We start from the raw sequence: 14,119 nt of genomic DNA, 5'->3' as shown, positions 1-14,119 counted from the left end.
GTGCCGAGGTGGGCAGAGTCGCTGCAGACCACCCACCGGGCAGCACGATGACCTTCCTCGGTGTTGTGGTCTTCCGGGACAACCAGAACACCGTCTTCTTCCCCACCGCCCCGGAAAACCGAGATTATCTACGCAGAGGAGGAACGTGCCCCGCTGCCGGACTTCTCCGGCCCGTCGCTGATGGAGGAGGGTGAGGAGATCAGCCTGTCTGTTTTTGAAGGCGAGGTCGTCGTCCTCAACGCTTGGGGCCAGTGGTGTGCACCGTGTCGGGCGGAAGTCGATAACCTGCAGCTTGTCCACGCAGATCATGGAGATGTACTCGTACATATTTCCCAGCGGCTGCGTATCTGTGGCGCACTACGCTCTTGCTCTGCGCTGGCTCACCGACTTCAACACTGCCGGGTATGCTGCTGTTGTTGCCGTTCAGGCGCTACTGTTAATGCTGGTTGCCGCGGTATCGTCTAACGAGGCGGCTTTTCGCAGCCGCTGGTCGGGCTGGTGGCTGCTCACCCCTGCGGCCCTGGTGTTATTGGAGGCTGTGCAGCACCGGTTCCCGTTCGGCGGTTTCCCGTTGTCCGCTTTCGGATACAGCCAGACCGATGGTCCTTTCATGGCGGCAGCGCCCCTGGGAGGGACTCTCCTGGTGACCGCGTTGGCCGCAGTTGCGGGGGCCGTTGTTACCGCTGTCATCTTCGGGCCGAGACGAGCCCGTGCAGCATCCGTGGTCGCAGTGGTCGTGGTACTCGCGGTACCGGCGTTCGCGTCAACGATCGTAGATGATACGGCAGAAGGCAGCCTTGACGTCGTGCTCGTGCAGGGTGGAGGCCCCGTGGGCTTCGCGCGGTCAATACCGATCCGTTTGATACGACCCGCCGGCACCTACAGGCTGCCGACGATATCACCGGGGACCCTGATCTGGTTCTGCTGCCCGAAAACGTCGTCAATATCGACGGCTCAATCGACGGGACGCGCGTTGATGCAGCTTTCGCTGAACTGGCCAGGCAACTCGACACGAACATCGTCGTCGGAATTACCGAATCTGAGGATCAACATTTCAGGAGCGCATCCATAGTGTGGGGGCCGGACGGGACCCGGTTAGGACGCTATGAGAAGCATCATCGTGTGCCGTTCGGCGAGTACATCCCTATGCGCAATCTGATTGAACGACTCAGCGAGGACGCACGGTTCATCCCCCGCGACGCCATTGCCGGAGAGGGACCGGCGGTGCTCGATCCCAGCGGGACACCACGATTGGGGATCGTCATTTCTTATGAGGTCTTCTTCGCCGACCGGGTCGCCGATGCCGTTCGCAATGGTGGGCAGCTACTCCTCGCACCGACCAACGCCGCGTCTTTTGTGACCGAGGAAGTACCTGCAATTGAAGTGGCCGCATCCCGGATGCGTGCCCGCGAGTTTGGCCGCACCGTTCTCCAGGCTGCCCCCACCGGATACTCCGCAGTTATCCAGCCCGACGGCATAGTCTCACAACTCAGTGGCCTGGGCACGAACGAACTGCTGACGGCAACCGTTCCCCTTCATACTGGTTTGATGCCGTATGCGCGCATGGGGGATACACCCCTGTTGGTTCTCGCGATGCTGGCTCTTGCATGGCCTGCGGTTACCGGCCTCGTCAGCTGGCGCAGGAGAAGGCAGGTTACGGGAATATCCCACTAAACGTGGATTACGGCACCTGCTCCTCGTTGGCGGGACGCTCGCCGCCCCCATATATGACGAGCACGGACTGCCTCCCCTGTGCCCCGGTCTGGCCTGCCTGGAGAAGCTATCAAGTCCGGGCTGTGTCGGCGATGAGTGAGAAGCGTCTCTGCGGTCTGAGGCGGGTGCCTCACGCCCAGTCACTGTCGCCGGTTCCGGTGTCGGGGCCGGTCCTGGTGAGTGCGGGAAGGTTAGAAGGTGACGCCGTGCTCGGCGAACCAGGGCAACGGGTCGACCGCCCCGCTGCCAGTCGGGTAACGCTCGAGGTGCAGGTGAGAGCCGGTGGAAAACCCCCGGTTGCCCATGCCAGCGATCCTCTGACCAGCGGTGACGCGTTTTCCAACGGTCACGTCGAAAGTCTCCATATGACCGGAGACGGCAATCGAGCCATTATCGTGCTGGATGCGGATCCACTGCCCGAAACCGGAGGCCGGGCCGGAGTCAATGACAGTGCCGCCCATCGCCGCGAGGATCGGGGTACCTACGACGTTGGCGATGTCGATACCCGCGTGGAGGGTTCCGCAGTGCACGCCGGAACCGGAGGTGAAGGTGCCTTCAGCGGGCTTGACCACCGAGGGCGCGCGGGCAGCGCGCTCCTTCTCGGCCCGCTCGGCGTTGTACTGGATGGCCTTGTCCAGCTGCTCGTCGATGTTGGCGACCGGCTTGAATTCGGAGATCGCGAGAATCTGCGGTGCGGCCTGCGTCCCACTCGAGGACAGGGCCGTGTCGTTGGTGGCCAAATCCACCTCGACGGTGGCAGCCTCCGGGGAGACCGGAGCCTCGACCTCGGCCGGGGCTTGGAACCGAGACGCTGATCAGCTCACCGTCATTGACGGCCGTGGACTACCCAGCTACAGCACTCCCCGTCGTCGCCCCGCAACTTTTCCACTCCGCCGAGACGGCGGAACGTGGGCCAGGGCGTCGATGGCGGTGGCAATCACTGCTGCCATTGCCGGGCCAGCGTGCGAAGGGCTGTCGCAGTTGAAAGCTTATCGATGATCAGATACCGCGGCACAGGTATGGACAGGCAGGTCAGTCCAGTTTGGGGTCGGACGTGAACTCCTTGTGGGAGACACCGCCCGCCTCCTGACGGGTAGCCGCTGCGGCACGGATATCCTCGCCATCCTCCAGCGCCTGAACCGCCCGGTCGTAGAAGTCCGGGGAGACCACCACCGCCCGGCGGCGGGGCCCGCGACTGGAGATGGTGACCGGTTCACCTTGGGCGGCATCAAGATAGTGGCTTTGTTCGCTGCGGAACTGACTGAGGGTGACCGTGATGCCCATACCCTTTAACGTACATTTTGTACAAGAAGTGCAGCAACGATCGCGGCCGTTCCGGAAGTCCTGCCCGCCGAACGGGACGCTTAGGGGCAGACACCTCCTTGACTGATACCCCCCATGGGTATAGGTTGAAGGTTGTTGGGCATCTCCACTCCTGCCCTTCAGGACATCAAGGAAAGGATCATCTGATGAGCGCCGTAACAAAGAAGTACATCATCGAAGGCATGACCTGCGGACACTGCAAGTCCTCCGTGGAGGAGGAGATCGGCGAGGTCGCCGGTGTGACCATGGTGGAGGCCACCGTGGATACCGGGCAGGTGACCGTCACGGGTGAAAACTTCACCGACGACGATGTTGTCGCCGCCGTCACGACAGCCGGCTACACCGTCAAGCCCTAATCCCTGGGCCCGGTCCCCGCCTCGCGTAGACACGGCCGGGCCAACCCTGCTGGATATGCCCATCAGGCCCAGCCATGCCGGTTCGATATCCCCGACGGTGCATCTGTGGGCGGGCCTTTTGGGACCTCGGAGATGCACCTCACGACTGTTTACTGAAGGACTGATCACTGATGATTCAAACTCAACCGTCGGTTGACCTACTCCAGGTCGATCTGGGCGTCACCGGCATGACCTGTACGTCGTGCTCAGGGCGGGTGGAACGCAAGCTCAACAAGCTCGATGGCGTGGAGGCCACCGTTAACTTCGCCACCGAATCCGCCTCCGTCAGTTACGACCCCACCAAAGTCGACGCCGATCGGCTGATCGAAACCGTGCGGGGTGCCGGGTACGACGCGTTCACCATGGGGGATCAACACGCCTCCGCCGTGGACAGCGGTCCGGAGGAGGACACCGAGGTGGTCGGTGACCGCCACGAACAGGCCCGCGAGGCCGAGGCCACAGACCTGAAGACGCGTCTGATCGGGTCGACGATCCTCTCCGTTCCGGTGGTCGCGATCTCGATGATCCCGTCCCTGCAGTTCATGAATTGGCAGTGGGCCTTGCTCGTCATGTCCACCCTGATCTACTTCTACGGTGGCGCCCCGTTCCACCGGGCGACCTTAACCAACCTGCGTCACGGCTCGACCACGATGGACACACTCGTGTCTCTGGGCACTACCGCTGCGTATCTGTGGTCGCTGTGGGCCTTGTTTTTCGGCAACGCCGGGCACCCCGGCATGGTGATGGAGATGAGCCTGCTGCCCCGCGATGACGGCATGGACCACATCTACCTCGAGACCATCGCCGTAGTCATCACCTTCCTGTTGCTCGGCCGGTGGTTTGAGGTCCGCGCCAAGGGCCAGTCCTCCGCGGCGCTGAAGTCCCTGCTGGACATGGGTGCGAAAGACGCCGCGGTGATCCGCGACGGTGAGGAAGTCCGCGTCCCGGTCTCCCAGCTGACAGTCGGTGACGTCTTCGTCGTCCGCCCGGGTGAGAAGATCGCCACCGACGGTCGTGTCATCGAGGGCACCTCGGCCATCGACGAGTCGATGCTGACCGGCGAGTCCGTTCCCGTCGAGGCCGCCCCCGGCACCCCGGTCACGGGCGCGACGATCAACACCTCCGGTCGACTGCTGGTCGAAGTCACCCGCACAGGTTCGGAGACCACGCTGTCCCAGATGGCCAAGCTGGTCACTGACGCCCAGGCGAAAAAAGCCCCGGTCCAGCGCCTGGTGGATAAGATTTCCTCGGTCTTCGTCCCGACGGTCATTGTCGTCTCCATCATCACCCTGATCGTCCACCTCGCCGCCGGCAGCGGGGCGAACTGGGCCTTTTCCGCCGCAGTCGCGGTGCTGATCATCGCTTGCCCATGCGCCCTGGGACTGGCCACCCCGACCGCCCTGCTGGTGGGCACCTCCCGGGGCGCGCAGCTGGGCTTGTTGATCAGGGGCCCGGAGGTCCTTGAATCCACCCGCCAGGTCGACACCATCGTCATGGACAAGACCGGCACCGTCACCTCCGGGGTCATGTCGGTCACCGGCGTCCACGCCGCCGACGGCTACACCAACAACGAGGTCCTCGCCTTGTCGGCGGCCGTCGAAGCAGGTTCCGAGCACCCCATCGCCAAGGCGATTGTCACCGAGGCCGAGCGCTCCGGGAACATCCAGGAGGCCACCGACTTCGACAGCACCGCCGGCCGGGGCGTCACGGCCACCGTCAAGGGTCACGTCGTCACCGTGGGCCGTCCCGCCGGCCAGCTGCCCCGTGACCTCACCACCGCCTTCGACCACGCACAGTCGCAGGGCGCGACCCCGGTGGCCGTCTACGTCGATGACCAGCCCGCCGGTGTGGTCGTGGTGCGCGATGTCATCAAAGACTCCTCAGCGGAAGCGGTCGCCCAGTTCCGCAGGCTGGGGTTGAGGCCGTACCTGCTCACCGGCGATAACGCGAAGGCCGCGGCCGCCGTCGCCCAAGAGGTGGGCATCGATGCGGCCAACGTGAGTGCCGAGGTCATGCCGCAGGACAAGGTCGCGGTCATCGAGAAGCTACAACATGAGGGCAAGAAGGTCGCCATGGTCGGCGACGGCGTCAATGACGCGGCCGCCCTGGCCCAGGCCGATCTGGGTCTGGCCATGGGGGCGGGCACGGATGTGGCCATCGAGGCCTCCGATATCACCTTAATGAACAACGACCTGCGCTCCGCGGGCGATGCCATCCGTCTGTCACGTCGCACGCTGGGCACCATCAAGGGCAACCTGTTCTGGGCGTTCGCCTATAACGTCGTGCTGATCCCGGTCGCCGCGATCGGTTTCCTCAACCCGGGGTTGGCGGGCATTGCGATGGGCTTCTCCTCGGTGTTCGTGGTCTCCAACTCCCTCACGCTGCGTAGATTCAAGTCCTCCCACGACAACACAAGTTCCTCACCGCAGCCCGCTCGCCCCTCCGTGCGGCAGCCGGTCACCGCCTAATCCACATCCTTTTCTAGCGATAAGGAACCCCGTGTCCCCCTCCTGTGGCTGAGTCCCTCCAATCACACTCAGACCTCCGTCCCCAAGTACCTGCTCCTGACCTCTCCCCGGCCCCACCCGGCAGGCCCCTCCGGGCCGACAATCTGCCGACTACTTATCCGAATAACGCCACAGGGCGTGGGGACCATGAGGTCCTCATGCCTCATTCCATGCCCTCGGGCTTTCCATCCTGATCGACCCGCAACTGACTCAGGACATACCTGCCCCCTTTTTTCAGCAAGGAGACCATTGTGGATACTCGCACCCCTGATCAGGCCGCTTCTTCCTCGGGTGGGGCCGACACCTGTCACACCACCCATGGCTACATCAACGACAAGGATCGCTATCTCGCCCGCCTCAAGCGCATCGAGGGACAGGCCCGGGGCCTGCACAGCATGGTCGACGAGGAACAGTACTGCATCGACATCCTTACCCAGATCTCCGCGGTCAATGCTGCCCTACGCAGCGTTGCCCTGGGACTACTCGATGACCACATGAAACACTGCGTCCGTGACGCCGCCAAGTTAGGAGGAGAGGAGGCCGACGCCAAGTTCCAGGAAGTCACCGACGCTATCGCCCGTTTCGCCCGGTGACAGGCCGGGACCCGGCCACCACACCCCCGTCGAGAACGGCGGCCAGGCCACTCTGACCGCCCCTGTTGCCGGCTGGAGGCTTCGGAGTCCTGCTGCTGGCGGCGACATGATCGGGTTGATGGCCACTGTTGCTGCTGGTCGAAAAGATCGCGCCACTGAACAACCTTGACCACATCCCCACCTGCAACATCAACCGGTGCTGCCCCCAACACTCCAACTTTTTGTCCGCGCTCCCAAATCGGTTGGTAGCCGGATCTAGGTAGCCGGTTTTCCGCCTGTGGACGCTTGTTGCGCCAACCGCCCCGCTCGGCGCCCTACCGCAGGGAAGCGAACAGCGCTTCGGCCGCGGTGTCGTCCCAGAGCACCACGTTGCCCACTTCGGTGTCGGTGAACCCGCCGATGGGCACGGTCTCGGTTTCCAGGCCGCCGCGCAGCGCGATGACGATGCGGGCGAGGTTCCACGCGTGGTCGTCGGAGTTGACCGTCAGCAGGCTGGGCGTGACCCACAGCAGCCGCGCCATGCGGAACGGGTTGAGGTAGACAGACGGCGACAGCACACGCGTGACCAGGGTGGTCATGAACTCGCGCTGGCGTGCCACGCGGTCCAGGTCGCCCTGGGCGGTGGCGCGGGTGCGCACGTAACCCAGCGCGGTAGGGCCGTCCATTTGCTGGCAGCCGGGTTGGAGGTTGATGTTGGCCAACGGGTCGTCGATGGGCTCGGCGACGCAAATTTCCACGCCGCCCGCCGCGTCGACCACGCCGGCGAGGCCGCCCATGCCGATCTCCGCGTAGCGGTCCACGTGCAGCCCGGTGTTGTGCTCCACGGTTTCCACCAGCAGCTGCGGTCCGCCGATGGAGAATGCCGCGTTGATTTTGTCGTAGCCGTACCCGGGCACGGGCACGTAGGAGTCGCGCGGGATGGACACCAGCGTCGGTTTTCCGCGCAGCGGCAGGTGCATCAGCATGATGGTGTCGGTGCGTACGGTGCCGAGGTCGCCGCCGGTGCCGAGGCGTTCGACGTCCTTTTCGCTTAAGCCCGTGCGCGAATCGGAGCCCACGAGCAGCCAGTTGGTCCCGGAGGTGCCGGAGATTTGCTGCTCGGGCATGGCGGTTGTGCGGTTGAGGCGCGCGTCCGCGATCAGCACCGAGCCGATGAGCAAGGCGATGACCAGGGCAAGTACTGCGCCGCAGCCGGGGAGCTTTACTTTGCGACGTTCCTTCGGCCCCCGCCGCCTCCGCTTCGACACCTGCAGTGGGACTTCCTCCGGGGCGGGGCGCTGCTGCGCCGTCCGGCTGCGCGGGTGCTCCGGCGCGCGGCGCGGCTCGTAGGCGGCGGGGGGTTCGTAGACGGTGTGGCCCGGCTCGACCCGCTGCGAAACCCTGCGCGCGCGGGGTTCTACGCGCGTGAATTCGTCGGGGTGGCGGGTGGCGGGATCGCGTCGAGAAGCAGTTGTGCGACGGCGAATGGGGCGACCGTAGCGGTCCACGAGGGGCTTGCCGTCTTTGCCCAGCACGAACTCGCCCGCGTTGTCGCGGGGGTCGTTGGAATGGGGCGTAGTAGACATGCGCTTAGTGTAACCAGTGTGACGGAAGTGTTTAGATTCCGAGCCACGACAGGTCCAGCAGCGGATAGGCGATAAACGCCACGGCATCGATGAGAAAGTGCGCCATGATCAGCGGCCACACCCGGCCAGTTTTGTGGAAATACCAGGCGAAGATTACGCCCATGACAATGTTGCCGACACCCGCGGAGACCCCCTGGTACAGGTGGTAGGACCCGCGCAGCACCGCCGAGGCCGCGATGAACTGCCACGGTTTCCACCCCAGCTGCTTCAGGCGCGTGACCAGGTACATCACCACCACGATCTCTTCGCCGAAGCCATTGGCGAAGGACCACAGCAGTGAGGTGGGAATCTGCACCGCGGCGGTAGTCGGCACCACCACCTTGGACAGACCCAGGTGCACCGCGGCGACGTAAAACGCCAGGCCGGGAATCCCGATCAACGCCGCGAACCCGGCCCCGCGCCACAAATCCGCCCAGCGGGGCCAGCGCCAACGTTCCTCCAAAAGGAACCACGCCAGCCCGCCCCACGCGAACAGCGTCAGCGCGGAAGTCGCCTGCAGCGCCAGGTCCAGCCAGGGAACCGTCGAAGCCGCGTCGTGGATGGTGGTGCTCTGCTGGTTCAGTGGGGCTTGCAACAGCGAGTCCACAAGCCGCAGCGCCGCGCGCAGCCCCGCGGTGCCGAAGGTGACCGCGAGGACGAGCACGATTTCGAGCTTCAGGCGCCGAGTCATGCGCTAACTTTAACGCCATGCAGGATTCGTGGGCGCGCACTATCACGCAGGTTGTCGGCCAGGAGTATCCCGCCGCCATGCACCATGAGCAGGCCGGCCCCGGCCACCCCGACCCGCGGGCGCTGCATCCGGCGTTCTGGGGCTCGTACGACTGGCACTCGTGCGTGCACATGCTCTGTACCGCGGTGAAGCTGCATGTGCGTATCGACGACCACAGGCTCGCCGACCTCCTCGACGAGCGCCTGACCGCAGAGAACATCGCCGCCGAGGCCGGGTACCTGCGCGCGCATCCCCTATACGAGCGGCCGTACGGCTGGGCGTGGGCGATGCAGCTAGTCAAGGTGTGCCGCGGCACCCGGTGGGAGGGGGCGCTCGCGCCGCTTGAGGCCCAGCTGGAGCGCAACATCGCCGCCTGGCTGGACACACAGCAGTGGCCGGTGCGCCACGGCGTGCACTCGAACTCGGCGCTGGCGCTGCTGCTCATCCACGACGCCGCACCGGCGAAGCGCGAGCCGGTGGAGCGCACCGCTCGCGCCTGGTTCGGCGCCGACCGCGCCTACCCGCACACCTGGGAGGTCTCGGGCCACGACTTCGTCTCTAATGGCCTGGCCGAGGCCGCGCTGATGCGCCGCGTGCTGCCAGCCGGCGAGTTCGGCACCTGGCTGGACGGCTTCCTCGCCCCCGAGGCGTTCGAGTTCTACACCACGCCGATCACGGTCGCCGATCCGGAGGACGGCCAGCAGGCCCACCTCATCGGGCTCATGCTCACCCGCGCGTGGCTGCTGCGCGAAATTGGGAGGCCGCAAGGTACGCAGACGCTTATCGACGCAGCTTCGCCCCACCTGACCGGCCAGAATTTCATGGCCACGCACTGGCTGATCACCTACGCACTGCTCGCCGAAGACGCGACGGGAGCGTGACATTCGTGTACAAACGTGGCTATGGGAGCCGGTGAGAACCCCGGGGCGGGCAGCCCGAGAGAGCCGTATCAACAGTTAGTGCGCACCATCGTCGCGGAGATCTCCGACCGCCTCCCGCTGGAGGCGTTCTACTCCGTAGTGATCGCGCACGAGGGCAAAACCTTCGTCGCTGCGATGGTGCAGCTGGAAGGCCAGCCGCCACAGACCGCGACGATCGACTACGAGGACGAGCACCGCGAGCTGTTCTACGAGCTGTTCTGGCAAGAGGTTGCCCTGACCGGCCAGGGCGGACCCACCCAGCTGTACGCGGCTAGCTTCGCGCCCAAGTCCAACTCGTTTGTCTACCACGGCAGCCACCCGTACGACCCAGCCCAGGGCATGCCGGATGCGGCGGCGCTGCAGCGCTTCGCGCAGCGACTTCAAAGGGCGCACGCGGCCGCGATGGTGGACGCGCACCTCTACCACCGCTCGGCCATGAAGCCTGCGTTTCGTCCCTCTGGCGCCCACCTGACCGAGGAGCTGTTTACCATTCTCGGCCAGGAGATCCACCAGCAGGCGCAGTACTTCGGCGCGGATTGGGCAGCACTGAACGTTTTCTTCGCGATGACTTCCGGCCCGGAAGGCACGCAGCTCGAGCAGGTGGACGCGATTTTCTACATGGAGAACCTCTCCTACATCTACGGCGTTTTCTCCCGCGCCGCGCTCGAGCCCTTCGCCACCGCCTACGCCGACGCGCTCGCGGACGGAAAGCCGTTCCACCACGCGCAGGTGCAGATCACCATGAACAAGCAGATCGATGAAGTCACCAGCGGCGCGTCGTGGGACGAGTGGGCCGAACGCATCCGCACCACCGCGGAGAACTGGAGGGACGTGGCCAACGACACCCACCCGCTGATGCAGAGGCAGCCATGACCCGCGTCGCGTATTTGGGCCCCGCGGGCACATTCACGGAAGAAGCCGCACGCCGCTTCGGCGTCGAGGGCGCGCAGTACGTGCCCGTCGAGTCGCCGGCCGCGGCACTTGCCGCCCTAGACGCGGGCGAGGCGGAGTACGCGGTGTGCGCGATCGAGAACTCCATCGACGGCGCGGTGACCACCACCATGGACGCGCTCGCCGCCACCGAAAGCGCGCGCATCGTGGGAGAGACCGAGCTGGCCATCGCGTTCGCCGTCATGACCAGGCAGGGGCAGAAGCTTGACGACGCCCTCCGGCTCGCCACCCACCCCGTCGCCCACCAGCAAGTCAAGCGCTGGATCGCCGAAAACGCACCGAAAGCGGAGTTCATTCCGGCGCCGTCCAACGCCGCGGCGGCGAAGATGGTGGCCGACGGCGCGGCCGACGTGGCCGTTGCCCCGGAGCGGGCGGCGGCGCTGCACGGGTTGGAAGTGCACGCGCGCGGTGTCGCTGACGCGGAGACAGCGCGGACCAGGTTCGTGCTCGTCGCAAAGCAACCTGCTCCACCGCAACCCACCGGCAACGACCGCACCGCGATTGTCTTCCGCACGAAAAACGAACCCGGCGCCCTGGTGCGCGTGCTGCAGGAATTTGCGGCGCGCGGGGTGGATATGACGCGCATCGAGTCGCGGCCCACGCGCGAGGCACGGAACACCTACGACTTTTTCGTGGACTTGGCGGGCCACGCAAACGACGCAGCTGTGGCCGACGCACTTGAGGCCGGTGCCGCGCACACCACCGAGATACGCCAGCTGGGAACATGGCCGAGGGAGGCACGATAGCGATGGTTTTTACAATGCCGACTGACAGGTACCCATGGGCGGGTAACGCGGTTGAGCGCTTCGAGTACGAAGTGCGCAGCCAGATGCATTATGTGCACGAGAAATTCCCGCTGAGCTTGTTCATGGGGTGCAACCCGAGAGGGCAAGTGTTCTTCTTCGTTCTCGGGGAAAGCGACGGCCAGGTGGGGCTGGTGGAGCTCGACTTCGAGGAGCAGCTGCACCGCCTCATGTACGAGGTGCTGCTTCAGCGCCGCCCGGCCGAGGACCCGTGTTGGGGCCTTGCGGTGCACTACGACCCGGACGCCGACGAGATCCAGTACCGGGGCCTTGACGGCCTGGGCGCCATGGGGGACGAAGAGCGCGCGCTGGAGGTGCAGCGGGTGGCCAAGGAGATGGGCGGGCTCTCTTAAGGGGGATTAGCCCCATCCGAGGGCGTGGAGCTCGTGCTCTTCTAACCCGAAGTAGTGGCCCACCTCGTGCAGCACGGTCACCTTCACCTCGTGGCGCAGCTGCTCCTCATCCACGCAGATCGCCTCGAGGGCGTTTTTGTACACGAACACCGCGTCCGGCAAGAACCCGGAGTGGTTCGAGTGCTGCTTCGTCAGCGGCACGCCCTCGAACAGGCCGAGCAGGGTCGGATTGTCCGGGTTGTAGTCCCGCGCCAGGATCACCATGTTTGTCATGTGCTGGGCGAAGTTGTCGGGGATGGTGTCCAACGCGTCGTTGATCATCTCCTCGAACGCCTCGTCGCTGACCGGGAGCATGGCTACTGCACCGGAGCCTGTGCCGGGTCCTGCGCAGCGCCAGCGTTGGCGGGGGCGGGGTCCTGCGCCGCGCCGGCGGTGGGCGCTGGGGCAGCCGGGGTCTGCTGGTCCCTCAAGGGGCGGCGCTGGGGGCGTTCGGGGGGCGGAGCGTCGTCGATAAGCAAATGCTCGCGGCCCTGCGTCGCAGACCCCGTGAGGTTGGCAAAGCCACCCTCCGGGCGCGAGAACATCAGCGCGCAGTTGACGCTGTGGGAGCCGCCCTCCCAGGCGGCGGGGGACTGCGTGGTCCAGAACGGTCGCAGCGCGATCTGGTAGAGGTTCTCCTCGCTGCCGAGGTACTCCTGCGCGGCCTGGGTGCACACGTCCTGGAGGTGCTTGTCCTGCTCCTCAACGGCCGGGGTGTGGTCCGGGAAAACCTCATCGAGCGAGACCGTGCTGGTGATCTCCAGCTGGTGCGGGTCCGCGCACTTGACCGCGGTGAGCGTGTTGGACGCGTCGATGGACACGCACTGGCCGGGCTCGAACACGCGGGCCTGGTCCTGGTCCACCACACGCCCAGACGTCAGGATCGGCGCGCCGGCGCGGTCGGTCTCCTGCAGCCCGCACAGCATCGTGCGGTCCCCGCGGGCCCACGCGTCCGCCGGCGGCAGGATCGGGGCGATGGAGTAGCGGCCGTTCGGGTCGTACTTGCCTTCCAGATAACGCAGCGTGCCGGCGCCGCACAGCTCCTCGCGCAGCTGGGCCTGGCGCGTCGGGTTCGGCATCGGCGCCTCCGGGCCGAACTCGGAGGTGGGGTAGGTGGCCAGGTTCTGGCGCAGGGACACCTCGAAGCGGTGCTCGCCCTCGCAGTCCGCCTGCTCGAAGCCGGTGATCGTGCCGTCTTCGGCCACCTGCCAGGTCAGGCAGGCCCCGGCGTCGGCGGTGGTGAACGTCGCCGCCTGGTCGGGCGAGACGGTGGAGCTGGCGGTGGTGGAGGAAGCCTGGTCCCCGGTGTCAGTCTCCGAGGGGTCGGCGGCGAGCGTGTACGTGCCCGCGCCGACGGCACCCGCCAGTGCGGCGATGAGGAAGGAACGCAGCGCGCTCTGTTTCGAAGCCATGGCGGCCCATTATTCCACTTCTCGCGCTACCCGAGTAGTCAGCCGGTAGCGATCCGTGCGGTACACCGAGGAGCAAAACTCCACGTTGTGCGTTCCTGACCGGGCGAAACGCACGATGTGCAGCAGGGCTGCGTCCGGTTCAACGTCCAGCAGCGGGGCGTTGTCCGGCCCTGCCGTGACCGCGGTGACGGTCTGCTCCGCCTCCGTGACGCCCAGGCCGTAATGCTTGTCCAGCAGGGTGTAGACGGAGTGGTAGACGTCGTTTTCCAGAAGGTCCGGCACCAGGGTGGCGTTGTACCAGGCGTCGTCCACGGCGTACGGTTCGCCGTCGCCAAGCCTCAGCCTGCGCAAACGGATGTGCGTGGTGGTGGGGGCGGTGCCGAAAAACTGCGCGACCTCCTCCGGCGGGGTGGTGCGCTCGCACAGCAAGATGCGTGACGACGCCTCCACGCGCTGCGCCCGCATCTCATCCGAGAAACTTGCCAGGTGCAGGCGCGACACCAACGGCGCCGGAGCAACGAACGTGCCCTTGCCGCGCACGCGGCGCAGCCGGCCCGCCGCCACCAAATCCCCGATCGCGCGGCGCACCGTGATGCGGGAGACGCCGTACTCCTCCTCCAGCGCGCGTTCACCCGGCAGCGGGTCGCCGGGGGAGAACTCCGCGGCAATGCGGGACTCCAGAAGCGAGCGGAGCTGTTCGTGCTTGGGCACAGGGCCGTCTGCGATCGGGAGGGTCATACGCCCACCATAGCGCACTGGTTATGACCGGGCGCCGT

14 protein-coding genes and 3 pseudogenes are annotated in these 14,119 nt (G+C 65.8%); 10 read left to right on the top strand and 7 right to left on the bottom strand.

Annotated features, from left to right (window positions below):
- Positions 1 to 60 precede the first annotated feature (60 nt).
- The 3 genes and pseudogenes from O5O53_RS09420 to O5O53_RS09410 all read left to right on the top strand — a co-directional run.
- Positions 61 to 297, top strand: a pseudogene (locus O5O53_RS09420) (TlpA family protein disulfide reductase); the annotation flags it as partial.
- Between the two features lie 10 nt (positions 298 to 307).
- Positions 308 to 613: pseudogene (locus tag O5O53_RS09415) on the top strand (apolipoprotein N-acyltransferase); the annotation flags it as partial.
- Between the two features lie 284 nt (positions 614 to 897).
- On the top strand, positions 898 to 1,674 hold the full coding sequence (locus O5O53_RS09410; RefSeq protein WP_367616740.1) for an apolipoprotein N-acyltransferase: 777 nt from the start codon (positions 898 to 900) through the stop codon (positions 1,672 to 1,674).
- 230 nt (positions 1,675 to 1,904) lie between these two features.
- On the opposite strand, the pseudogene O5O53_RS09405 reads toward O5O53_RS09410, so the two are convergent.
- Together O5O53_RS09405 and O5O53_RS09400 are read right to left on the bottom strand one after the other, a co-directional pair.
- A pseudogene (locus O5O53_RS09405) lies at positions 1,905 to 2,504 on the bottom strand (M23 family metallopeptidase); the annotation flags it as partial.
- A 241-nt stretch (positions 2,505 to 2,745) separates the two neighbouring features.
- Positions 2,746 to 2,997 (bottom strand): type II toxin-antitoxin system prevent-host-death family antitoxin, encoded by a 252-nt coding sequence (locus tag O5O53_RS09400; RefSeq protein ID WP_070471922.1) that lies wholly within the window; start codon positions 2,995 to 2,997, stop codon positions 2,746 to 2,748.
- A gap of 185 nt (positions 2,998 to 3,182) precedes the next feature.
- Between O5O53_RS09400 and O5O53_RS09395 the strand changes: the two genes are divergently transcribed.
- The 3 genes from O5O53_RS09395 (at position 3,183) to O5O53_RS09385 (ending at position 6,531) form a co-directional block, all read left to right on the top strand.
- A complete protein-coding gene (locus O5O53_RS09395) occupies positions 3,183 to 3,392 on the top strand; it encodes a heavy-metal-associated domain-containing protein (RefSeq protein ID WP_034997583.1) in 210 nt (69 codons plus the stop codon).
- Positions 3,393 to 3,562: 170 nt separating this feature from the next.
- The gene (locus O5O53_RS09390) at positions 3,563 to 5,899 is read left to right on the top strand and encodes a heavy metal translocating P-type ATPase (RefSeq protein WP_070471924.1); all 2,337 of its coding nucleotides are present in this window, start codon (positions 3,563 to 3,565) and stop codon (positions 5,897 to 5,899) included.
- A gap of 290 nt (positions 5,900 to 6,189) precedes the next feature.
- Entirely contained in the window at positions 6,190 to 6,531 is a 342-nt protein-coding gene (locus tag O5O53_RS09385) for a metal-sensitive transcriptional regulator (RefSeq protein ID WP_269511641.1), read from the top strand.
- Positions 6,532 to 6,845: 314 nt separating this feature from the next.
- Here O5O53_RS09385 and O5O53_RS09380 read toward each other — a convergent pair whose 3' ends face one another.
- Entirely contained in the window at positions 6,846 to 8,096 is a 1,251-nt protein-coding gene (locus tag O5O53_RS09380) for an LCP family protein (protein ID WP_239306121.1), read from the bottom strand.
- A 31-nt stretch (positions 8,097 to 8,127) separates the two neighbouring features.
- Entirely contained in the window at positions 8,128 to 8,826 is a 699-nt protein-coding gene (locus O5O53_RS09375) for a CPBP family intramembrane glutamic endopeptidase (protein ID WP_239306122.1), read from the bottom strand.
- Positions 8,827 to 8,843: 17 nt separating this feature from the next.
- Between O5O53_RS09375 and O5O53_RS09370 the strand changes: the two genes are divergently transcribed.
- From O5O53_RS09370 to O5O53_RS09355, 4 genes are all read left to right on the top strand, one after another.
- Positions 8,844 to 9,746, top strand: a complete 903-nt coding sequence (locus O5O53_RS09370; RefSeq protein WP_269511638.1) for a DUF2891 family protein — start codon at positions 8,844 to 8,846, stop codon at positions 9,744 to 9,746.
- Between the two features lie 78 nt (positions 9,747 to 9,824).
- Positions 9,825 to 10,658: a hypothetical protein gene (locus tag O5O53_RS09365; RefSeq protein WP_269511635.1), complete on the top strand. Its 834-nt coding sequence runs from the start codon at positions 9,825 to 9,827 to the stop codon at positions 10,656 to 10,658.
- On the top strand, positions 10,655 to 11,482 hold the full coding sequence (gene pheA / locus O5O53_RS09360) for a prephenate dehydratase (RefSeq protein ID WP_269511632.1): 828 nt from the start codon (positions 10,655 to 10,657) through the stop codon (positions 11,480 to 11,482). Before O5O53_RS09365 ends, pheA begins: the two co-directional genes overlap by 4 nt.
- Before the next feature lie 14 nt (positions 11,483 to 11,496).
- Positions 11,497 to 11,892 carry a hypothetical protein gene (locus tag O5O53_RS09355; RefSeq protein WP_269511629.1) on the top strand — a complete coding sequence of 132 codons (396 nt, stop codon included), beginning with the start codon at positions 11,497 to 11,499 and terminating at the stop codon, positions 11,890 to 11,892.
- A gap of 6 nt (positions 11,893 to 11,898) precedes the next feature.
- Here the strand turns inward: O5O53_RS09355 and O5O53_RS09350 are convergent, their stop codons facing one another.
- The 3 genes from O5O53_RS09350 to O5O53_RS09340 are packed head-to-tail and all read right to left on the bottom strand — an operon-like array spanning position 11,899 to position 14,081.
- Positions 11,899 to 12,246, bottom strand: coding sequence for a metallopeptidase family protein (locus O5O53_RS09350; RefSeq protein ID WP_269511626.1), 348 nt, complete (start codon positions 12,244 to 12,246; stop codon positions 11,899 to 11,901).
- A gap of 2 nt (positions 12,247 to 12,248) precedes the next feature.
- On the bottom strand, positions 12,249 to 13,343 hold the full coding sequence (locus O5O53_RS09345) for a septum formation family protein (protein ID WP_269511624.1): 1,095 nt from the start codon (positions 13,341 to 13,343) through the stop codon (positions 12,249 to 12,251).
- A gap of 9 nt (positions 13,344 to 13,352) precedes the next feature.
- Complete coding sequence (locus O5O53_RS09340; RefSeq protein ID WP_269511621.1) at positions 13,353 to 14,081, bottom strand: GntR family transcriptional regulator; 729 nt, start codon at positions 14,079 to 14,081, stop codon at positions 13,353 to 13,355.
- Positions 14,082 to 14,119: the final 38 nt, after the last annotated feature.

Source organism: Corynebacterium faecium (assembly GCF_027257105.1).
Taxonomy (GTDB): domain Bacteria; phylum Actinomycetota; class Actinomycetes; order Mycobacteriales; family Mycobacteriaceae; genus Corynebacterium; species Corynebacterium lehmanniae.
The sequence above is the reverse complement of the archived record's forward strand: the minus strand, read 5'-3'. Positions and strand labels throughout refer to the sequence as shown.

Bases quoted from the DNA above. Each gene is read 5' to 3' on its own strand.
- O5O53_RS09390 (WP_070471924.1), top strand. From the start codon at position 3,563: ATGATTCAAACTCAACCGTCGGTTGACCTACTCCAGGTCGATCTGGGC.
- O5O53_RS09395 (WP_034997583.1), top strand. From the start codon at position 3,183: ATGAGCGCCGTAACAAAGAAGTACATCATCGAAGGCATGACCTGCGGA.
- O5O53_RS09345 (WP_269511624.1), bottom strand. From the start codon at position 13,343: ATGGCTTCGAAACAGAGCGCGCTGCGTTCCTTCCTCATCGCCGCACTG.
- O5O53_RS09355 (WP_269511629.1), top strand. From the start codon at position 11,497: ATGCCGACTGACAGGTACCCATGGGCGGGTAACGCGGTTGAGCGCTTC.
- O5O53_RS09380 (WP_239306121.1), bottom strand. From the start codon at position 8,096: ATGTCTACTACGCCCCATTCCAACGACCCCCGCGACAACGCGGGCGAG.
- O5O53_RS09340 (WP_269511621.1), bottom strand. From the start codon at position 14,081: ATGACCCTCCCGATCGCAGACGGCCCTGTGCCCAAGCACGAACAGCTC.
- O5O53_RS09375 (WP_239306122.1), bottom strand. From the start codon at position 8,826: ATGACTCGGCGCCTGAAGCTCGAAATCGTGCTCGTCCTCGCGGTCACC.
- O5O53_RS09350 (WP_269511626.1), bottom strand. From the start codon at position 12,246: ATGCTCCCGGTCAGCGACGAGGCGTTCGAGGAGATGATCAACGACGCG.
- O5O53_RS09400 (WP_070471922.1), bottom strand. From the start codon at position 2,997: ATGGGCATCACGGTCACCCTCAGTCAGTTCCGCAGCGAACAAAGCCAC.
- pheA (WP_269511632.1), top strand. From the start codon at position 10,655: ATGACCCGCGTCGCGTATTTGGGCCCCGCGGGCACATTCACGGAAGAA.
- O5O53_RS09370 (WP_269511638.1), top strand. From the start codon at position 8,844: ATGCAGGATTCGTGGGCGCGCACTATCACGCAGGTTGTCGGCCAGGAG.